Below are 21,443 nucleotides of genomic sequence, written 5' to 3' on the forward strand. Positions count from 1 at the left end.
TGATATTCGGTGTAGCGCCTGATAATTTTGCAGGTTACATCTTGGGGGAGAATTGAACCTTCCAGGGAATGTAACGTTGAAAATGAAGAAACTGGGTCGCACAGACCTGCAAGTTACCGAAATTTGTCTGGGCACCATGACATGGGGTGTTCAGAATAGTGAAGCAGATGCGCATGCTCAGCTAAATTATGCACTCTCGCAAGGCATTAATTTTATTGATACAGCCGAAGGCTATGCCGTGCCGATGTCGGCGGAAAGCTTTGGTAAAACAGAAAATTATATCGGTACTTGGTTTAAAAAATCCGGTGCGCGTAACAAAGTTATTTTAGCCTCCAAAATTTCCGGTGGTGGCAGACAAAAATGGATCCGCGACGGTGCGGCACCAAACCGCCGGAATATCCGTGAAGCGGTAGAGGCAAGTCTGCGCCGTTTGCAAACGGATTATATTGATCTTTATCAAATTCATTGGCCAAGCCGTCCCAATTTCCATTTTGGCGCAGCGTGGAAATATGAGGCCTATTCGGATGATCCGGCGCACTCAACTGAAAGCGTGCTGGAGCGTATGGCCGATGTGCTTGATGGCCTGAATGATATGGTCAAAGAGGGCAAAATACGCCACACCGGCCTTTCGAATGAAACCGCATGGGGTGTGATGCAATGGCAGCGTTTGGCGCGTGAAGCCGGTTTTGCCCCTATGGTCAGCATTCAAAACGAATACGGTCTGTTGCAGCGGCATTTTGATTATGATCTGGCCGAAGTTGCCCGTCATGAGAAAGTGGGCTTGCTGGCCTATTCGCCGCTGGCAGCTGGTGTGCTGACCGGTAAATATCTAAATGGTGCGATGCCTGAAGGTGCGCGCGGTACCGTGGCGGTGGACGGTTTCTGGCGCAATAATGAATATGCCTCCAAAGCCGTGCGGGAATATTGTGCTGTAGCGGATAAGCACGGGCTGGATATTGCGCAAATGGCATTAGCCTTTGCCTTGAGCCGCCCGTTTATGACATCGGTCATTATTGGCGCTACATCAATGGCGCAGTTAAAGAGCAATATTGAAGCTGGTGAACTGCAATTAAGCGATGAAGTTTTGAGTGATATTGCACGTGTTTATCGTGACCATCCGCGCCCGCTTTAAAACAGGCTTTAAAATACGAAAAAGGTCGGGGTTGCCCCGACCTTCCGCTGCTTATTTCACTCGAATGCCAGTACTTCCGTGGTCATGAGCGAAATAATCTCTGATTTGTCATTATCTATAGAGCATTATCATTACAGATAAATGACAGGGTTTAAACTGCTAGAACTGGCAAGAACGCAAAATAAATATTCAGCGCCTGATCAGGCAGCCATATCGATTTCTTCCATGCTGATATTGTTGTAGGCGTAAATATCGCACAAGCATTCATGCATGAGATCAAGATCGACAGGGCCGATACGGCTTAATACCGTATCCAGTTCATCTGGCTGGATGCCTTGATTGAGAAGTTCGACCAAAGCTTGAATCAAAATGTTTTTGTCATCAAATCTATAGCGTTGCATGATGCTCGCCCTCATATGTCCGCTTAAAATCTTGTCTTCAAAATTATGGCAGGATGGTTAAGGTTTGGTTAAATCAAATTAATAAAGAAGAGCTGAGAACAGTCTGATTGAATATGAATAAAAGTCTTTATGGTTTGAGTTTTGAGGTGTTCGAAATTTTTGTCAAACAGTTTCAATGCTTTGATAAAAAATAAAAGGCGCTGGTTTCATACAGCGCCTTTTATTATTTTTTATATGAGCAATTTTGCGCCTATGTTTTAAAATTTGGCACAATTGACAGGATCATATCTTGTCAAAGATCGGCGATCTTGCCATCCACCCATTTGTAAAGTGAGAAACTTGGTGATGATAGATCACCGGTTTCACCATAGCTGAGCTTGCCGATCGCTGTTGCAATTGGCTCGCCGCTTTTGATTGCTTTATTGACCGCATCAGCATCGTCTGCCGATCCTGCTTTGGTAATGCCAGCTGCGAGAACTTCCACGGCCGCATAGGCATTCATGGTGAAGGCTTCTGCCGGGATGTTTTTGGCACCCAGTGCAGCAGCAGCAGCTTTGGAATCTTCATTCTTCATTGCATCTGCGGCATTGGTGAAGATGGTGTTATCGGCATAGCTACCGCCAATTGCCCAATATTCAGTGTTGGAAAGACCTTCACCGCCAAGGATGGTGACATTCACACCGGCATCTTTCAGCTGACGGGAAAGCAGGCCGCTTTCAGTGTGATAGCCGCCGATATAAACGAGCTCAGCACCTGCTGCTTTCAGCTTGGTGACTAGGGCGCTATAATCTTTTTCGCCCGGTGTCACAGAATCATAGTGAACTTCCGTCATGCCGCCTTTGTTGATGGCTGCTTTAAATGCATCTGCAAGGCCTTTACCGTAAGCTGCCTTATCGTGAACGATAGCAACTTTTTTGTCTTTCAGATTAGCCAGAACATAGTCAGCCATCACGTCGGCTTGCTGGTCATCACGGCCACAGGTACGCAAAATGTAATCGAGACCGCGATTGGTCAGGTCAGGGCCGGTTGCTGTTGGCGTGACCATGACAACGCCGTTTTCAGACAGAGCATCAGAAACAGGCATGGTAACGCCGGTGGTGACCGGCCCCACAACAAACTTGATCCCGTCGGCGATGATCTGGTTGGCAGCCGAAACGCCCTGCTTTGGCTCACCGGCATCATCAACAATCTTCAAAACGAGCTTTTCACCAAGGACACCACCGTTTTTGTTGATTTCTTCAACGGCAGTTTCGGCACCTTTTTTAACCTGATCACCAAATGCAGCCACAGGGCCTGTCAGTGGTGCAATCAGACCAATGGTGATGTCTGCATAAGCTGCGCTGGCTAAACCCAGACTGGCGGCAAATGCTACACCTGACAAAAGCTTGAATTTCATTCCATTCTCCTTAATCGGGATTAATCCCGTAGATTTTCTTACGCACCCGTCAACCGTCCGAACATCGACCGGATGCTTTCCCCCGCAATTACCAAATGCTGTCATAGCAGCTTTTATAAAAGCCTGAGTATAACGGCAGGAACACCTGTTCCCTTAATCTAATTACAAAGCACTTCTCTAATTTGAATGCAATAGTCTGTTTGTAGGGGGTGTTACGCAATAAAATTATTTAGATCGTCGCCCATGTTTTGTATTTTCAGCTGGTTTTATTCTGGAAAACGGTTTGAGTGCTTAAAAAAGGAGCTTGTGGCTGTTAACCAATTTTTAAGAAGTTCGGCGCGGTAAAGCCTCTTCGAATTGACTCTTACGCTCTTCTAACATTAACGTTTTGTTAATGTTTGGACCCGCGGCAAAGGCGTTGAGTATGTTTCCCGTGTTTAAAAAAGTTTCAGTTGGTGTTTTAAGTGCAGTTGCCGCCTTCGGCCTCTTTGCATCAACTGCCGCTGCTTCGGGTGAATTTATGATCACCGGCGGTCTGACATCACAGCCAATCGGCCATTATGAATTCTGCAAACGTGAAAGTGCCGAATGCAATATCCGCAATAAAAGCATGGCACCTTTGAAGCTCAACCAACAGGTCTGGAATAAGATCGTACAGGTGAACCTCTCCGTCAATGATCGTATCCAGCCGATGACAGACATGGAAATTTACGGTCAGGAAGAATATTGGGCTTATCCAACCACCGTTGGCGATTGTGAAGATTATGTTCTGCTCAAGCAGCGTGAGTTGTCACAGGCTGGCATTTCGCTTTCACATATGTTGATCACCGTTGTGCGCAAACCAGATGGCGAAGGCCATGCGGTTTTGACGCTGCGTACAGATCGCGGTGATTTTATTCTTGATAATTTGACTGATGAAATTTTGAACTGGCAGGCAACAAATTACACCTATTTGAAGCGTCAGTCAGATAAAAATACCGGCCAGTGGGTTTCGATTGAAACACCAAGCAATCTGGTTGTTGGTTCGGTTCGCCGCTAATACGCTCTCAAGCAGATAATAAGCGCTCCGCGCCCATGCGATAAGAAATCGCCTCGGCCAGATGTTTGGCACTGATATTGTCTTGTGCTTCCAAATCCGCAAGGGTGCGCGCAACTTTCAAGATACGATGATAGGCGCGCGCCGAAAATTGCATGGCTTTGCTGGCGCTATGCAAAAGCTGCAAGCCTGCTTGATCAGGCACGGCAATTCTTTCCACCAGAGCAGTCGGGCAGCTGGCATTGGTCATGAAGCTATCAAGACCTAATTCGAGATAGCGCTGTTGTTGAATGTTGCGCGCTTTGGCCACCCGTTCAGCAATCACGGCGCTGCTTTCGCCTTTTGCGGGCTGGATCAGATCAAGCGCCGATACGGCAGCAACATCCACACGTAAATCAATACGGTCAATCAAAGGGCCGGAAACACGCGCCTGATAATCACTCTGGCAGCGCGGGCCTCTGGCGCAGGTGTGCCCCGGTTCGCCTGCCATGCCACAACGGCAGGGGTTCATAGCGGCAATCAGCTGAAAGCGCGCCGGATATTGGGTGCGATGCTGCACACGGGCGATACTCACTTCGCCCGATTCCAATGGCTGGCGTAGCGAATCGAGCACTTGCGGGCTATATTCCGGCAACTCGTCCAAAAACAACACGCCATTATGAGCAAGCGATACTTCCCCCGGTTTGGCGCGATGTCCGCCGCCTACCATGGCCGCCATCGAGGCAGAGTGATGGGGTGCACGAAACGGGCGATGATCGGAAAGACGCCCGCCCGTCAGCTCTCCTGCAATGGAAGATATCATCGAAACGTCAAGCAACTCGCGCGGCGAAAGTGGCGGCAGGATCGTTGGCAATCTTTGTGCCAGCATGGATTTGCCGGAACCGGGAGGCCCCACCATCAGCAAATTATGACTGCCGGCAGCCGCCACTTCCAGCGCGCGTTTGGCGGTTTCTTGTCCCTTGATATCGGCCAGATCAAGCGAGGAGGTGAGGGGCAAGTGTTTGGCAGGTTCAGGGCGGGATAGAACTTGCGTGCCTTTAAAATGATTGGCGAGCGCAATCAGACTGCGTGGTGCCAGAATATCAATAGCGGCTCCCGCCCATGCGGCTTCGGCTCCACAAGCATAGGGGCAGATCAGCCCTTTATTTTGCCGGTTGGCACCGATTGCGGCGGGTAGCACACCCGCAACCGCGGTAATGGAACCATCAAGCGACAATTCACCAAGCACCACATATTCCTGCAAAACATCATTAGGAATGGCGCCTATGGCAGCCATCAAGCCCATCGCGATCGGCAGATCGTAATGCGAGCCTTCTTTGGGCAGGTCGGCAGGTGCCAGATTGATGGTGACGCGTTTGGCAGGCAGTGACAGGCCGCAGGCATGAAGCGCTGCCTGCACACGCTCACGGCTTTCTGCCACAGCTTTATCGGGCAAGCCGACAATAGATATGCCCATCTTTCCCGGAGCCACCATGATTTGCACGTCAACAGGAACGGCATCAATGCCTTGAAATGCGACCGTACCTACGCGTGAAATCATAAAAGCCCCCGATTGATATAATAAGGGCCGCGATTTACACCGCAGCCCTTATGAATAGATCATGTCAAAGATGGTGCTTCAATAGGAATTTAGTTACGCTTGGCTTCCACGGCATCCCAGAACAGGGCTGCGACATCGGCACCGCCAAAGCGTTTGATTTCACGTAAACCCGTTGGCGAGGTCACATTGATCTCGGTCATATAATCGCCGATCACATCAATGCCGACGAGAATAAAGCCGCGCTCTTTCAAGGACGGACCAATACGGGCACAAATTTCCTGCTCACGCGGGGTAAGTTCAGTGGCTTCCGCACGGCCGCCCACATGCATATTGGAGCGGGCATCACTTTCAGCCGGTACGCGATTGATCGCGCCCACCGGTTCGCCGTCAATCAGGATGATGCGTTTGTCACCGGCACGGACATCTTTCAAATAACGCTGCGCAATAAAGGGTTCGCGATACATTTGCTCGAACATTTCCAATAGCGATGTCAGGTTGCGATCATCGGTGGTCAGATGGAAAACGCCGGCGCCACCATTACCGTAAAGCGGCTTGATGATGATGTCGCCATATTGTTTGCGAAATTCCAGCACTTCCTGAATATCTTTAGTGATCAGTGTTTCCGGCATCAGATCCGGAAACTCGGTGACGAAGATTTTCTCAGGACTGTTGCGCACCCATGCTGGATCATTGACCACCAGAGTTTTCGGGTGAATACGCTCAAGCAAATGCGTGGTGGTGATGTAATTCATGTCGAATGGCGGGTCTTGGCGCAGCAGCACCACATCCATTTCCGAAAGGTCACGACGCTCCGGCTCGCTCAAGGTGTAATGGTCGCCTTTGACATCGCGCACTTCGAGTTTTTCGAGGCGTGCCGTCACTGCACCATCGCGCATCGAAAGGCGATCAGGGGTGTAGTGATAAAGCTCGTGGCCACGCGCCTGAGCTTCCAGACAAAGCGCGAAAGTGGTGTCCCCTGTAATATTGATGGTGCTGATATGGTCCATTTGAACTGCAATCTTCAAGGCCATGGTCTCCTGAGGGCTTTCGCGTTTGTCATTTAAGTGTTTATGGCAAATAGGATATCCGCCCTCGACTTCAAGTGAGTTTTTAGAGCGGATATCTGTTTTATTTTAAACGGCGGCTTCCACCAGTACAATTTCGCCGTCGGCAACGGTTTGGCGAATGGCTTGGGCTGCTTGATATTCCGGTGAGTTGAAGCAATCCAGTGCGTGCTGCATCGATTCAAATTCGATAATCACGTTGCGCGCGCGGCCTTGGCCTTCCACCAGTTCTGCTTTACCGCCACGGGCAAGAAATTTCGCGCCGAAGCGCTCAAAGGCAGGCTTGGCGGTCGAGACGTAATCCTTGTAACGCTCCGGATCCTTAACATCAACACGTGCAATCCAATAAGCTTTGGTCATATGATCAATCTCCTCCTGATGATTAAGATGAAACTTTAAGCTTTTCAAAATCTTGCCGGCAATGCGGCATTCAGACTTCGGCTTTATACTTTAGGGATGATTAGCTTACCGCCATTTCGGCCAGAATTTTCTCTGCTGCTTCACGTCTGTCCGGTGCTGCAATGATCGGGCGCGCCACCACCAGATGGCTGGCACCGGCTTTGAGAGCATCAGACGGGGTCATAACGCGCTTCTGATCACCACGCTCAGCCCCTTGCGGGCGGATGCCTGGGGTGACGATGGCCATATCTTTGCCGACGATCTGGCGAATGGCAGCGGCTTCTGCGGCTGAGGCTACCACGCCGCCCATGCCAGCTTCACGCGCTTGGGCAGCACGGCGCAAAACGAGGGTCTGCGCATTGTCGTTATAGCCTGCTTCGATCAGGTCTTCGTCATCCATGGAGGTGAGAACTGTGACACCGAGCAGGCAAAGATTGGAGCCTTTTGCCGCTTCAACACCTGCACGCATTGCTTTTGGATAGGCATGCAATGTCAGCATGGACACGCCCATTTTGGCGATATTTTCCACACCTTTGGCCACCGTATTGTCGATGTCCAGCAATTTCATATCGAGAAAAACTTGTTTGTCTGCCGCAATCAAGGTGCGGACAAAATCCAAACCACCGGCAAATGCCAGTTGGTGACCGACTTTGTAGAAGGAAACTGTGTCGCCTAATTCATGAACGACATGCTCTGCGTCTTTAACCGTCGGTACATCCAATCCGACAATGAGACGGCTGCGTATATCTTCCACAGTCATGCCACTTTACCCTTTATATCTTTTCACAAACAGTCTGTTATTGGCACAAACATCCGAGTTGTGAAAGCCTATAAACGCATTAAGTACGCGGGCGATGCCGACAAATTATAGGACAAATATTAACATGCCTTCAGCTATGATTTGGTTGAAGGTATCTTTATGGTCGGAGCCAGCCCAAAGCGGCCTTGGACGCTCCTATAAACGTTAATTCGTGAATATTGCTTTCGCTCAGGAAAGTGGGCTGCGATAGACCCATAATTGTGCTGGCGGCACATTGCGCATGACAAAGTCATAATGCTTGACCACATAATTGCCTTTACCGGCCGGAACCGGTGCAAGCGGGCCATAGGTGATCTGGATGACCGGACGGCCAGCTGGCACACGGCGCAACAAATCTTCAATGATCTGAACACGTGCCGGAACAGGGAAGTTCAGCAATGGTACCGCAGAAATGACGCTGTCGAATATCATGCCTTTATTGTCGCCCAAAGTGATGTCGAGATCAAAGGCATCGCCTTGAATGATGTTTACATCGGGAAAATTGATGCGCAGATGTTTGGCAAAATCTTCCGAATATTCGACGCAATAGAGATCTTGCGCTTTCACGCCATGCTGCAAAATTGCTTTGGTGATGACGCCAGTGCCGGGCCCAAGTTCGAGCACCGGCATTTTGGATGTTGTGTCGATAACGCTTGCCATGCGGCGCGCAGTGATGGAGCTTGTCGGCAAAATGGCTCCGACGGCTTTCGGCCCGTCAATCCAGCCCTTAAAGAAGCGAATTTCTTCGTTGAATTTCTCGGCGAATTTACGTGCCAGCGGTCCTGCCATTATGCGATCTCCCATTAGCGTCATGTAGCAAAAGCAATTTGATCCTGTTCATAAACAGGGAAACTGTTTTGAAGTTTCGTTCATAGCATGAAATTTGTGGCAAGAAATTGCTTTTTCTCGTCGATGAAATCACACTTCGTTTTTTTATGAAACAGTTGTGCTTTTGATGATAAACATAGAAAAAGGGGCTATAAAGCCCCTTAATCCTTAATTCCTTCAAAGAAATCTTTCATCCGTGCAAAAAATCCGGTCGATTGCGGACTATTCTCTTTGGAAGAAATTTCCTCAAATTCCTGCAACAACTCGCGCTGGCGCTTATTGAGGTTCTGAGGCGTTTCAATCGCCACCTGAATGTAAAGGTCACCAATGTTGTTTTGCCGCAGTATCGGCATGCCCTTCGCCTTCATGCGGAATTGCTTGCCGTTCTGGGTGCCTTCAGGAATTTTCACACGCGTTTGTGTGCCATCCAATGTGGTTACTTCAAACTGGCCGCCAAGCGCAGCCGTAGTCATGGAAATAGGCACTTTGCAATAAAGATCAGCGCCATCACGTTGGAAAAACTCATGCGGCTTGATGGAGATAAAGATATAAAGATCGCCCGATGGTCCGCCACGGGTTCCCGCTTCACCTTCGCCCGACAAGCGGATGCGGGTGCCGTCTTCGATACCAGCCGGAATATTGACCGAGAGCGAACGCTCTTGCGAAACGTGGCCTGTACCGGAACATTTGGTGCAAGGGTCAGGAATCGTCTGGCCGCGGCCGTTACAGGTCGGGCAGGCGCGTTCCACCGAGAAGAAACCTTGCGAGGCGCGCACACGTCCTGCACCGCCACAGGTGGCGCAAGTGACAGGCTGTGTGCCCGGTTTTGCACCTGAGCCACTGCATTCATCACACGTGATGGAGCTTGGTACACGGATTTGCGCAGTCTTACCGGCGAAAGCTTCTTCGAGAGAAACTTCCATATTGTATCGCAGATCGGCACCGCGTTCGCGGCCGCCGGAGCGACGCTGGCGCCCGCCACCCATCATCTCGCCGAAAATATCTTCGAATATATCGGAGAAGCCACCGGCACCGCCAAAACCACCACCAAAGCCGCCGCCAAAACCACCGCCACCGCCACCGCCATTTTCAAAGGCGGCATGACCAAAGCGGTCATAGGCTGCTCGTTTCTGCGGGTCTTTCAGCACATCATAGGCTTCACCAAGCTCGATAAACTTGCGCTCTGCTTCCGCGTCCCCCGGATTTTTGTCGGGGTGGTACTGCATGGCAAGTTTACGATATGCCGATTTAAGAACTTTATCATCAGCTGTTTTGGTAACACCTAGGATTTCGTAATAGTCGATCTTCATGAATTCGTCTTTCAGGCGGCTCTCATAATGACGGCCAAAAACTAAAAATGACCTCACAGCGCGCAAAACATAAGAAAACTGGCAGCGATACCAGATCTGAAACAAGATGTTATCGCGACTGGCTGCGGATGACAGAGTGCCTCAAACTTTGAATGAAATTTAAGCTCTCTGACCGGTTCAAACTTGAAACAAAACAACCGGAACAGCCGCCAATGTTTTGCCTTTCAAGCTTAAAGCTTGAACAAATTTGCTTGAATGTCGGAAAGCCCGGCATAAGCCGGGCTTTCCCCCATATCAGCTAGATTATGACTTCTTTTCGTTGTCGTCGATTTCTTCGAAATCAGCGTCAACAACATCATCATCAGATGTCTTTTCACCGGCTTCACCGCCCTCGCCATCTTCGCCCTGATTGGCTTCATACATGGCTTGGCCAAGCTTCATTGAAGCTTCAGCAAGGGTCTGTGTCTTGGCCTTGATGTCTTCTGCATCATCACCTTCAACAGCAGTTTTCAATGCTGCCAGTGCAGTTTCGATAGCCTGTTTGTCTTCAGCCGAAACTTTTTCGCCGTATTCCTTCAGCGACTTGTCAGTTGAGTGGATGAGGCCTTCTGCTTGATTCTTGGCTTCAACAGCTTCACGGCGCTTCTTGTCGGCTTCGGCATTGGCTTCAGCATCTTTAACCATCTGTTCGATGTCGGCGTCGGAAAGACCGCCAGATGCCTGAATGCGGATCTGGTGTTCTTTGCCTGTGCCTTTATCTTTTGCGGATACGTTAACGATACCGTTGGCGTCGATGTCGAAAGTCACTTCAATCTGCGGAACGCCGCGTGGTGCCGGTGGAATACCGACCAGATCAAACTGGCCAAGCATCTTGTTGTCGGCAGCCATTTCGCGTTCACCTTGGAACACGCGGATGGTTACAGCAGACTGACTGTCTTCAGCGGTCGAGAACGTCTGTGACTTCTTAGTAGGGATCGTGGTGTTGCGTTCGATCAGACGGGTGAAAACACCGCCCAATGTTTCGATACCCAGTGAAAGCGGGGTAACGTCGAGAAGCAATACGTCTTTAACATCGCCCTGCAAGACACCGCCCTGAATTGCTGCACCCATCGCAACAACTTCATCAGGGTTCACACCCTTGTGCGGTTCTTTACCGAAGAACTCTTTAACGACTTCCTGAATTTTTGGCATACGGGTCATACCGCCAACCAAAACAACTTCATCAATGTCGCCCGGCTTCAGACCGGCATCTTTCAATGCAGCCTTACATGGGTTGACGGTGCGCTGCACCAGATCATCCACGAGGGTTTCGAGCTTGGCGCGCGACAGTTTGATGGCCAGGTGCTTAGGACCGGTCTGGTCTGCGGTGATGAACGGCAGGTTGATTTCGGTCTGCTGTGAAGACGAAAGTTCGATCTTGGCTTTTTCAGCAGCTTCTTTGAGACGCTGCAAAGCAAGCTTGTCGTTCTTCAGGTCAATGCCCTGTTCTTTTTTGAATTCTGCGACCAGATATTCAACCAGACGCATATCGAAATCTTCACCACCGAGGAATGTATCACCGTTGGTTGATTTCACTTCAAAAACGCCGTCGCCGATTTCCAGAATGGAAACGTCGAAGGTACCACCACCAAGGTCATAAACCGCAATTGTCTTGCCTTCGCTCTTATCGAGGCCGTAAGCCAGAGCCGCAGCAGTTGGTTCGTTGATGATACGCAGAACTTCCAGACCTGCAATGCGGCCGGCATCTTTGGTTGCCTGACGCTGCGCATCGTTAAAATATGCAGGAACTGTAATAACAGCCTGTTCAACTTTTTCACCGAGGTAATCTTCAGCGGTTTCCTTCATTTTCTGAAGGATCATCGCGGATACCTGCGAAGGTGAGTATTTTGTACCGTGGACTTCTACCCACGCATCACCATTGTCGCCTTTAACAATCTTGTATGGCACCAGATCTTTATCTTTGGTGACCATCGGATCGTCGAAACGACGACCGACAAGACGTTTGACAGCAAACAAGGTGCCTTCCGGATTGGTGACGGCCTGACGTTTTGCAGGCTGGCCGGCAAGGCGTTCGTCACTGTCGGAGAAAGCGATAATCGACGGGGTGGTGCGTGCACCTTCCGCATTTTCGATGACCTTCGCGTTTTTGCCGTCCATGACAGCTACGCAGGAGTTGGTCGTTCCCAGATCAATACCAATTACTTTAGCCATATTTATCTCCATTCAGCAAACCGCTTAGACCTCTGACGAGCGTTCTGTTAAGCGGCCCCTATCGGTTCTAGGCTGCCCCTTCGTTACAAATTAAGGCATCCTGTTGAGGGGTATATAAGAAAGGGTTATTTTCACTGCAAGTCGGTTTAGGCCAGTTCTGCAAAATTACTGCATCAAGTGACAGGAATTTGCCCGAAACCATGAAAAAACGACTTAAACCTCTGTCCAGTTTCCTTTTTTCCCGGCTTCATAGACCATATCAATGAAATGCTGATTGCCTTTTGAGTTTTCAAGACTGAAAACACTGACAGGCGCGCCGCGTGCTTTACGCACAAATGTTTCCGCTTGCAACTGGTACTGGTTGATATTTTGGAAAGTGTAGGCGGTTGTGGTGTCATGTGTGGCATTATGCAGCGTAATGCGAGCGTGATCATATTTGAGCGGATTGAAGGGCGCATCCACTTCAATATAGCCTTTATCACCATGAAACAGCATCGATTGACGGTGTGCCATTTGTGTGGAGACATAAAAATGCAGGTCAAATCCGTCAAATTGCGCTTCTACACTGGCATAGCGGTCGGTTTTGAAGGTGGGATCAAATTCAATTTGGGCACGAATGCGCAAAGGCTCAAGGCCGGTACTCATGCGGGTGGTCACCACCGGATAAACACCGATATCAGGCAGACCACCGCCGCCAAGCGATAATTGATTGCGCATATTGGCCGGATCATTGTTGAAATAAGTAAATACCCCTTCGACACGGCGCAGATGTCCGATCACACCTTGCTGCAACAGTTCACGCAGTTTGATCCATTGCGGATGGTAATAAACCATGAAAGCTTCTGATATCACTACGCCATATTGATCGCGCGCGGCGATCAGCGCATCAATTTCTTGCATTTTGAGGGCAATCGGCTTTTCGCATAAGACATGTTTACCGGCCTTGGCTGCTTTTAGCGTCCACTCCACATGTTGTGATGTCGGCAACGGAATATAAATTCCGTCCACTTCATTGCAGGCAAGCAGCTCGTCATAAGAGCCGAAAGCATGTTTGGCACCAAAACGGGCGGCAACTTCACGTGCTTTGGTCAAATCGCGACTGGCGATTGCGTTTACTACACCGTTTTCACTGGCACAGATTGCCGGAATAACTTGACTGATGCCGATTTTCGCCGTCGACAGGATGCCCCACCTGAACATGATATTCCTCTCATATTGCACTGATGTTTATTGATGACTGTATCGCGCCCCGTTCAAAAATAGAAATACTGATTCTTTTGAATATTTTTCAGGGCTCTTTTGAGTTGAAATGCGTATGTGGTTTTAGCTCGTTGGTTGCACATTCACTGTTTTATATGTGTTATTTCAGATGAATTTTCATTTTTTACCGAAATACTCAGAAAATTTGACAAAAGGGGTTGAATATTAAAGACCGCTGATCCATATCAGGGTTACTTACCGCTGTGCCTCCTCCCATTGCGCGCGGTAAGTGTTCCCCTCTGAAGGTTTCGCCTTTATGGCACCTTCATAAATTTTAAGCCGGACTCTTTAGTCCGGCTCTTTTTTTGCCTGCAATTTGAATAATTTTGATTGCAGCCAGCCTATGCCGGTGAAGATGTTTTGCGCGATAAAAGAAAAGGCGCCGTGGTTTCCCGCGGCGCCTTTTTTAAACTTAGTAACTGAATTTATGCATAAGCCTGCATCGGAGGGCATGAGCAGATCAGATTACGATCGCCAGCCACATTGTCGATGCGCGATACCGGCGGCCAGTATTTGGCAGTCGGATCAGCATCAGCATTCGGGAATACAGCTTCCTGACGTGAGTAAGGATGCGTCCATTCACCACCAATTGTATCAATGGCAGTGTGCGGAGCATTGACCAGCGGGTTGTCGTCCTGTGGCCAATGGCCGGAGGCAACCTTGTCCGCCTCACCGGCAATGGCGATCATGGCGTCACACAGACGGTCAATCTCGTTCAACGGTTCGGATTCGGTCGGCTCAATCATCAATGTGCCGGAAACCGGCCATGACATGGTTGGCGCATGAAAGCCGTAGTCAATCAGACGCTTGGCAACGTCTTCAACGCTGATGCCTGCCTGATCTTTGAGTACGCGTGTATCCACGATGCACTCATGTGCCACACGGCCGTTCTTGCCTTTATAAAGGATCGGGAAGTGCCCTTCCAAGCGATGCGCAATATAGTTGGCGTTGAGAATGGCCATTTTGGTGGCGCGTGTAAGACCGGCACCGCCCATCATACGGATATACATCCATGTGATGACCAGAATGGATGCACTGCCGAACGGCGCTGCGGAGACAGCATTGCTCGTGCCTTTTTCCACGTGACCCGGAATAAACGGCACCAGATGCTTGGCAACACCGATCGGGCCAACGCCCGGTCCGCCGCCGCCATGCGGGATGCAGAATGTTTTATGCAGGTTCATGTGGCAAACGTCGGCACCAATATCGCAAGGACGGCCGAGGCCAACCAGAGCATTCAGGTTTGCACCGTCGAAATAGACCTGCCCGCCGTGGGAATGAACGATCTCGCAGAATTCGCGGATGCCTTCTTCAAACACACCGTAAGTGGACGGGTAGGTGATCATGAAGGCAGCAAGGTTGGCGCTGTGTTTTTCAGCTTTTGCCTTGAGGTCTTCAATATCGATGTCGCCTTCCGGCAGACAGTTGACCACAACTACTTTCATACCGGCCATGCTGGCGCTGGCAGGGTTGGTACCATGAGCTGATGACGGAATCAGGCAGATATCGCGTTGATGGTCGCCACGGGACTGATGGTAACGGCGGATAGCCAGAAGACCGGCATATTCACCCTGACTACCGGCATTTGGCTGTAAGGACACGGCCGCAAAGCCGGTGATTTCACAAAGCCAGTTTTCGACGTCGGAGGTCATCTGGGCGTAGCCGGTGCTCTGTTCTGCTGGTGCAAACGGATGCATATTGGCAACCGAGTTCCAGCTTACCGGCATCATTTCTGCGGCCGCATTGAGCTTCATGGTGCAGGAGCCGAGCGGGATCATCGCACGGTCAAGCGCCAGATCCTTGTCGGCCAAACGACGCAGGAAACGCATCATTTCGGTTTCGGAGCGGTACTGATGAAACACTTCCTGTGTCAGGAAGGCCAATGTGCGGCTCGAAGGCAGACGTGTTGTGTCAGAGCTTGCAACAGTTGCACCAAAGAGCGCGGCAATCGCAGCCACATCTTCGTCGCTTGATGTTTCGTCAAAGGCTACAGCCAATGTGTCGGCATCAATGATGCGCAGCAAACGATTAGTTTTGTCGGCCTCTGCCGCAATAGATGCAGCTTTACCTGGAATCTTGACGGTGACGGTGTCGAACAGCTTGTCGCCAGCCAGCTCAAAGCCTGCCTTTTTCACGGCATCCGCAAAATTGCTTGCGCGTTTGGCAACTTCTGTTGCAATCGACTGCAAGCCGGAAGGGCCATGATAAATAGCATAAGAAGCCGCCATATTGGCCAGCAATGCCTGAGCGGTACAGATGTTGGATGTCGCTTTATCACGACGGATATGCTGCTCACGGGTTTGCAGTGCCAAGCGGTAACCAACACGGCCATGTGCATCGGTGGACTGGCCAACGATACGACCCGGAATGATACGGGTCAGAGCCTGCGACACGCCAAGATAGGCTGCGTGCGGGCCACCAAAGCCCATTGGCACGCCAAAGCGCTGCATGGAACCAACAGCCATATCGGCACCCCATTCGGCAGGGGCTTCGGTCACTGTCAGAGCCAGCGGATCGGCTACAGCAATGACTTGTGTGCCGAGTGCTTTTGCAGCAGCGATTACAGCTTTATAATCGCCGTAAACGCCCTTTGTATCAGGCCATGGAACGATCAGAGCGGTGGTGTCTGCATCGACATCGCCCGATGTTTCAATGGTGATGCCCAAAGGCTCGGCGCGGGTGCGCAGTACATCCAAAGTCTGTGTATGCAATTCACCAGCGATCAGCACGCGGTGACGGTTTTCGCGATGATGGCGGTAAGCAATAGCCATTGCTTCTGCCACAGCCGTTGCTTCATCAAGCAATGATGCGCAAGCAACCGGCAGGCCGGTCAGCTCTGTCACCAGTGTCTGGAAGTGGAACAGCAGCTCCAAACGACCCTGACTGATTTCGGACTGGTAAGGCGTATAGGCCGTGTACCAAGCCGGATTTTCAAACAGGTTACGCTGGATCACCGGCGGGGTGTAGCAACCGTTATAGCCAGCGCCGATAAAGCTTTTCTTGACGATGTTTTTATTCATCACAGCTTGCAATTCGGCCAGAGCCGCCGCTTCGCTCAAAGGCTGCGGCAAGTCCAACTCGCGGTTGAAGCGAATGGATTCCGGCACAGCCTGTGTGATGAGTGCATCCAGCGAGGAAACGCCGAGCGCAGCAAGCATGGTGCGCTCGTCAGCCTCGCGGGGACCGATATGACGATCCACAAATGGGAGTGAGCCTTGTGTCATTAGTCTACCAAAGCCTTATAACCGGCTGCATCGAGCAGGCCGTTCATTTGGCCTTCGTCAGCAAGCTTGAGCTTGAACAACCAGCCTTCGCCTTCTGCAGCCTGATTGATGAGTGACGGATCATTGACAACAGCATCGTTGATTTCAACGATTTCACCGTCAACCGGTGCGTAAACGTCGGAAGCAGCTTTAACAGATTCAACCACGACGATGGCTTCGCCTTTGGTAACCTTGCGGCCAACTTCCGGCAGTTCGACGAATACGAGGTCGCCGAGCTGTTCTTGCGCATGTATGGTGATGCCGACAGTGGCAGTGCCATTATCGTTGTTGAGCCATTCGTGATCTTCAGTAAACAGGATAGAGGCCATGATTGTTATCCTTTGTGGTAGTGATGCGGTGTAAATGGAAGTGAATGAACATCAAGCGGTACGAGATTACCGCGGATATCTGCAAAAACACGGGAGCCGACAGCGGCAAATTCAGGGGTGACATAGCCCATCGCGACCGGATGACCGGCTGAAGGGCCGAAGCCGCCGGAAGTGACGCGACCGATTTTGTTGCCGTCTGCATCAAAAAGTTCGACATCTGCACGCACAGGCTGACGGCCTTCAGGCTTCAGACCAACGCGCTTGGCTTTGGCACCAGCGGCCAATTTTTCCAAGAATGTTTTGGCACCGATAAAACCGGCAGTTTCGCGCACAGGTTTTGGCACAGCCCAGAGAAGACCGGCATCAACCGGATTGATTTCAGGGGTGATGTCCTGACCATGCAGGCAAAGACCGGCTTCCAGACGCAGGCTGTCTCGCGCTGCAAGACCGATCCATGCAACGCGTTCATCTGCAAACAGTTTAGCGAGCAGTTCGCGGGCATCTTTTTCAGGCAGTGCAATTTCAAAGCCGTCTTCACCGGTATAACCGGAACGGGTGACAAACCAGTCAGCTTTTGGCTCGATACCGGTCATGAATGTCAGTTCGCCACCAGGAACGCCTGCTTTGGCTGCAACATCGGCTGCGGCAGGGCCTTGAAGTGCTAAAAGAACGCGGTCAAGCGGGTTGACGGTCACAGATTTACCAGCTGCAACCTTATTGAGATGCGCGATATCCGCATCGGCATTGCCCGCATTGGCAACGATCATGAAGCGGTTTTCGCCCAAGCGGGTGACGATCAGATCGTCTTCAACGCCTGCATTTTCGTTGAGCAGAAATGTATATTTCGACTGGTTCATCGGGATGGAAAGCGGATCAAGCGGGCAGGCTTCTGCCAGCAGTTTCGCTGCATCTTCACCGGAAATTTCAATCACACGCATGTGGGAAATGTCGAACAGACCAGCCTGTTCACGCACATGCAGATGTTCTTTCATCACGCCCAGCGGGTAGGTGATTGGCATGTTCCAGCCGGCAAAGCCGCCAAAACGTGCTTTCGCTGTTTCATGAATATCCTGCAATGGCAGGGTTTTTAAAGAGGTTTGTGCCGTATCGCCCATATCAACTCCAAAAGTCGCACGAATGCATCCGCAAAATGCGGCTGCTTCAGTGCCCCTCTGTCTGAAGCCTGAGAGACTCGCATAGTTTAAGATAAACTACACTTACACCTTCGGCGCGGGAGCAATGCCCCGACTTTCCAGAGTTGCCTTTCCTGTCAGCGGTTCTGGATACCTGAGAGATTTCGGGCGATTTCCCCTTCGGTGGCCAAGATACAGATAAGCTGCTCCCGACGCTCTCCCGCAGACAGACAGGGCAGACGCTGATTGCTCCTTACCCTCGACGCCCTATGACTTAGCCGAAACGCGCACTCAAGTCACTCGCTTTCTGTTGGCTTTCAGCCGGTTTTGCGCGACAATTTGCCTTGGGCGTGGTCCAGTACAACCACCAACAGACCAGCCGCAAGCGCCCAAAAGGCGGAGCCGATGCTGAAAAAACTGATGCCGGACGCGGTGACTGCAAAGGTGACCACCGCACTCAAGCGCTCCTTTTCTTTTGAAAGAGCTAAAGTCATGGCGTTGATAAAAGGACCGGAGAGCGCAAGACCGGCAATCAAGGCGATCAGAACCGGCGGCAGAACCGCAAATATCGCCACGAGTGAAGCACCAAAAAGCGCAAAGACAATATAAATCCCGGCGTAGACAGGGCCTGTCAGCCAGCGTTTTGCGTGATCGGGATGAGCGTCTGGGCTCGTGCAAAGGGCGGCAGAAATCGCCGCTAAATTGCTTGTTGCCGCACCAAAAAATGCTGAAATCAAAGAGACAAGACCGGTAATTTGCAGTGCCGGCCCTGTTGGCGGTTCATAGCCAAAGGCACGTAGTACAGCAAAACCGGGCAAGTTCTGCGATGCCATCGTGACCAGATAGAGCGGCAGTGCTAAGCCAATCATGGCGCTGAGATGAAAGGTCGGCGTGATAAATTCCAGTGTTGATAGCTCAGGCGCCGGAAGGCTGGGCGAGCGGCCTGTGACAAGCGCAAAAATAACGCCGACGATCAATACCGCTATCACGGCAAGCGAGGGATTAAACAATCGGATAATAAAGAACAGAACTGCGAGCGGCAGCACCATCAGCGGATCAATTTGTGCAGCCTTGGCAGCGTTTAAAACAAAGCCGACCAAAACACCGGCCAGCATGCCGGAGGCAACGGAAGTGGGAATGCTGGAGACGAGGCGGGACAATGGCTTGATCAGGCCGGTGAGAATGATCGCAACCGCGGTGACGATAAAAGCCCCGACTGCTTCATTGATGGTGAAACCGCTGCTGGCACCAATTAATGCCAGTCCGGGCGTGGACCATGCTGCGATAATCGGCATTTTATACCGGATACTGAGATAGGCGGAGGCTGCGGCAATAGCCAGACAAACGGCCGTGACCCAACTTGCGGTTTGGGTTTGGCTTGCTTCCAGTGTTGTGGCTGCTGCGATAATGAGAGCCAATGTACCGCCGAAGCCTACAATAGCCGCAACACTGGATGAGGCAAAAACCGAAAACCGCATGAACTGTAACCTTAATTATTGATTTGGTTGATCATCATGTCGAGAGAGCGCGTTAATAGTTCGAGATCTTGCGGGCGGGAAAGGCGATGATCACCATCGCGCACAAGGGTCAAGGTCACATTATCGACCGGCAGATGTTCTGTCAGCAGCAGAGCGTGTGAATAAGGAACATCCTCATCCTTCATCCCTTGCAAAATATGCACCGGACAACCGGTTTCGATAATGTCGGTCAAAACCTGATTGTCTCGTCCGTCTTCGATAAGATTGCGGGTATAGATGAATGGATTGGGTGAATATTCGGAAGGTTCTTCAAAATAGCCGTTCTCAACCAGCGATTTTTTGTGTTCTTCGCTTAAATTTGGTTCGATCAGGCGGGCGGTAAAATCGGGTGCCGGTGCAATTAGAATGATTCCCGCGGGTCCTTGACCTTGTTTGATCAGTTCCTGCGTCATGCGCAAAGTAATCCATGCACCCATCGATGAGCCGACGAGAATTTGCGGTTTCTTATTATATTGATGATGCACGGTGAGTGATTCATTCAGCCAGCACGAAATGGTGCCTTCATTGAAATCACCACCCGATTCGCCGTGGCCGGAATAGTCGAATCGTAAAAATTCGTGATCATTGGCTGCTGCCCATTGGTTGAGCGATTCTGCTTTGGTGCCCAGCATATCTGACCGATAACCACCCAACCATGTGATTCCCTGTGCCTTGCTGCCTGCACGGTAACGTAGGGCAATAGGTGCGCCATCAACATCGATGAATTCAAGGTTTTCTGTCATTGCTGCCAGTCTCCGTTTATTTCAATTATGATAGGGCTATACGCATGAGAAGCCTTGTTCAATAGCGTAAAAGCCTTGAAAAACTGAGTAATGTGCCTAAATATTATCGTGGAGGCATGCTTTTGACCGATTTATTCGGTTGGGGGTGATTTTTCTTAACAAAGATGCTATTGACATCCGCACTTGCTTGACGCCATGTCCGCGCTAGTTATGCGGCAGCGTTTGCAAGACACTGTTATTTTGCTGTTAAGCTGATAAAAGTGCCGCCGAGAAGTTTAATTTTTGAGGAGTTAACGACCATTCGCCGACCGTTCAGAGCGACGCCGGTCCAGAAAGACGGACCGCGCTCCAACCGCGACATCCGGGTTCCCCGGGTTCAGCTAATCGATGCCGAGGGCCACAACCACGGCGACATGACCATTCAGGATGCCATTGCGATGGCAGAGGAAGCGGGGCTCGATCTTGTAGAGATCGTACCGAACGCAGAACCGCCTGTTTGTAAAATTGTTGACCTTGGTAAGCTCAAGTATCAGAGTCAGAAAAAAGCCGCTGAAGCGCGCAAAAAACAGAAAACGGTCGAGATCAAAGAAATTAAGATGCGACCGAACATCGACACTCATGATTATGAAGTGAAGATGAAAGCTGCGCACCGATTCTTTGATGAAGGTGATAAGGTTAAGTTCACACTGCGTTTCCGTGGTCGCGAAATGGCGCACCAGGAACTGGGTATGAAGCTGTTGCAGCGCGTTAAAGAAGAAACATTGGAGATCGCCAAGGTGGAAGCTGAGCCACGCCTTGAAGGTCGTCAGATGATGATGGTTCTTGCGCCGCGCTAATTGTGCGGAGCGCTGATGATTCAGATTTGCTTGCAGATTGAAGGGTTTACCCTTATCCGGAAGCAAAAGCAGTGAGTTAAAAGAAAACCGCCTTCGGGCGGTTTTTTTTGTTTTCAATATTTATTGTACGTATTTATTGGCTGTGCTGGTTTAAATCAAAACGGCGCGATGATTCAGTAGTTGCGTTTTTATCATATTATGCCTATAAGGCCTCGTTCGAACCGACCGGCAGGGCATGCCGTGGCG

Annotated in this window: 18 protein-coding genes and 1 riboswitch; of the genes, 3 read left to right on the forward strand and 15 right to left on the reverse strand. The window is 50.6% G+C overall.

Annotated features, from left to right (window positions below):
- The first annotated feature begins 82 nt into the window (after positions 1-82).
- On the forward strand, positions 83-1,132 hold the full coding sequence (locus tag JNC77_RS01570) for an aldo/keto reductase (protein ID WP_374828966.1): 1,050 nt from the start codon (positions 83-85) through the stop codon (positions 1,130-1,132).
- Between the two features lie 200 nt (positions 1,133-1,332).
- Here JNC77_RS01570 and JNC77_RS01575 read toward each other — a convergent pair whose 3' ends face one another.
- Both JNC77_RS01575 and JNC77_RS01580 read right to left on the reverse strand, forming a co-directional pair.
- Entirely contained in the window at positions 1,333-1,533 is a 201-nt protein-coding gene (locus tag JNC77_RS01575; protein ID WP_374828967.1) for a hypothetical protein, read from the reverse strand.
- Between the two features lie 292 nt (positions 1,534-1,825).
- Positions 1,826-2,929, reverse strand: a complete 1,104-nt coding sequence (locus tag JNC77_RS01580) for a branched-chain amino acid ABC transporter substrate-binding protein (RefSeq protein ID WP_374828968.1) — start codon at positions 2,927-2,929, stop codon at positions 1,826-1,828.
- 520 nt (positions 2,930-3,449) lie between these two features.
- Here JNC77_RS01580 and JNC77_RS01585 point away from each other — a divergent pair.
- On the forward strand, positions 3,450-3,968 hold the full coding sequence (locus JNC77_RS01585; RefSeq protein WP_374830404.1) for a transglutaminase-like cysteine peptidase: 519 nt from the start codon (positions 3,450-3,452) through the stop codon (positions 3,966-3,968).
- A gap of 7 nt (positions 3,969-3,975) precedes the next feature.
- Here JNC77_RS01585 and JNC77_RS01590 read toward each other — a convergent pair whose 3' ends face one another.
- The 13 genes from JNC77_RS01590 to JNC77_RS01650 all read right to left on the reverse strand — a co-directional run bounded on the left by JNC77_RS01590 (position 3,976) and on the right by JNC77_RS01650 (position 20,361).
- Positions 3,976-5,505, reverse strand: coding sequence for a YifB family Mg chelatase-like AAA ATPase (locus JNC77_RS01590; RefSeq protein WP_374828969.1), 1,530 nt, complete (start codon positions 5,503-5,505; stop codon positions 3,976-3,978).
- Positions 5,506-5,594: 89 nt separating this feature from the next.
- Positions 5,595-6,536 (reverse strand): glutathione synthase, encoded by a 942-nt coding sequence (gene gshB, locus JNC77_RS01595; RefSeq protein ID WP_374828970.1) that lies wholly within the window; start codon positions 6,534-6,536, stop codon positions 5,595-5,597.
- Positions 6,537-6,638: 102 nt separating this feature from the next.
- Complete coding sequence (locus JNC77_RS01600) at positions 6,639-6,929, reverse strand: DUF1330 domain-containing protein (protein WP_374828971.1); 291 nt, start codon at positions 6,927-6,929, stop codon at positions 6,639-6,641.
- 100 nt (positions 6,930-7,029) lie between these two features.
- Positions 7,030-7,728: an orotidine-5'-phosphate decarboxylase gene (gene pyrF / locus JNC77_RS01605; RefSeq protein ID WP_374828972.1), complete on the reverse strand. Its 699-nt coding sequence runs from the start codon at positions 7,726-7,728 to the stop codon at positions 7,030-7,032.
- 228 nt (positions 7,729-7,956) lie between these two features.
- On the reverse strand, positions 7,957-8,556 hold the full coding sequence (gene pmtA / locus JNC77_RS01610; RefSeq protein WP_374828973.1) for a phospholipid N-methyltransferase PmtA: 600 nt from the start codon (positions 8,554-8,556) through the stop codon (positions 7,957-7,959).
- A gap of 200 nt (positions 8,557-8,756) precedes the next feature.
- Positions 8,757-9,905, reverse strand: coding sequence for a molecular chaperone DnaJ (gene dnaJ / locus JNC77_RS01615; protein WP_374830406.1), 1,149 nt, complete (start codon positions 9,903-9,905; stop codon positions 8,757-8,759).
- A 303-nt stretch (positions 9,906-10,208) separates the two neighbouring features.
- Positions 10,209-12,116, reverse strand: coding sequence for a molecular chaperone DnaK (gene dnaK / locus JNC77_RS01620; RefSeq protein WP_374828974.1), 1,908 nt, complete (start codon positions 12,114-12,116; stop codon positions 10,209-10,211).
- 213 nt (positions 12,117-12,329) lie between these two features.
- Positions 12,330-13,316: a Gfo/Idh/MocA family protein gene (locus JNC77_RS01625; protein ID WP_374828975.1), complete on the reverse strand. Its 987-nt coding sequence runs from the start codon at positions 13,314-13,316 to the stop codon at positions 12,330-12,332.
- A gap of 485 nt (positions 13,317-13,801) precedes the next feature.
- Entirely contained in the window at positions 13,802-16,600 is a 2,799-nt protein-coding gene (gene gcvP / locus JNC77_RS01630; RefSeq protein ID WP_374828976.1) for an aminomethyl-transferring glycine dehydrogenase, read from the reverse strand.
- Positions 16,600-16,968: a glycine cleavage system protein GcvH gene (gene gcvH, locus JNC77_RS01635; protein WP_374828977.1), complete on the reverse strand. Its 369-nt coding sequence runs from the start codon at positions 16,966-16,968 to the stop codon at positions 16,600-16,602. Before gcvH ends, gcvP begins: the two co-directional genes overlap by 1 nt.
- 5 nt (positions 16,969-16,973) lie before the next feature.
- Positions 16,974-18,083 carry a glycine cleavage system aminomethyltransferase GcvT gene (gcvT, locus tag JNC77_RS01640; RefSeq protein ID WP_374828978.1) on the reverse strand — a complete coding sequence of 370 codons (1,110 nt, stop codon included), beginning with the start codon at positions 18,081-18,083 and terminating at the stop codon, positions 16,974-16,976.
- A 47-nt stretch (positions 18,084-18,130) separates the two neighbouring features.
- A riboswitch (glycine riboswitch) is annotated at positions 18,131-18,234 on the reverse strand.
- A gap of 184 nt (positions 18,235-18,418) precedes the next feature.
- Complete coding sequence (locus JNC77_RS01645; RefSeq protein ID WP_374828979.1) at positions 18,419-19,579, reverse strand: benzoate/H(+) symporter BenE family transporter; 1,161 nt, start codon at positions 19,577-19,579, stop codon at positions 18,419-18,421.
- 11 nt (positions 19,580-19,590) lie between these two features.
- Positions 19,591-20,361, reverse strand: coding sequence for an alpha/beta hydrolase (locus tag JNC77_RS01650; RefSeq protein ID WP_374828980.1), 771 nt, complete (start codon positions 20,359-20,361; stop codon positions 19,591-19,593).
- 359 nt (positions 20,362-20,720) lie between these two features.
- Between JNC77_RS01650 and infC the strand changes: the two genes are divergently transcribed.
- Positions 20,721-21,197: a translation initiation factor IF-3 gene (infC, locus tag JNC77_RS01655; RefSeq protein ID WP_374830408.1), complete on the forward strand. Its 477-nt coding sequence runs from the start codon at positions 20,721-20,723 to the stop codon at positions 21,195-21,197.
- Positions 21,198-21,443: the final 246 nt, after the last annotated feature.

The sequence above is a fragment of the Paenochrobactrum pullorum genome (assembly GCF_041929845.1).
Lineage (GTDB): Bacteria > Pseudomonadota > Alphaproteobacteria > Rhizobiales > Rhizobiaceae > Paenochrobactrum > Paenochrobactrum pullorum.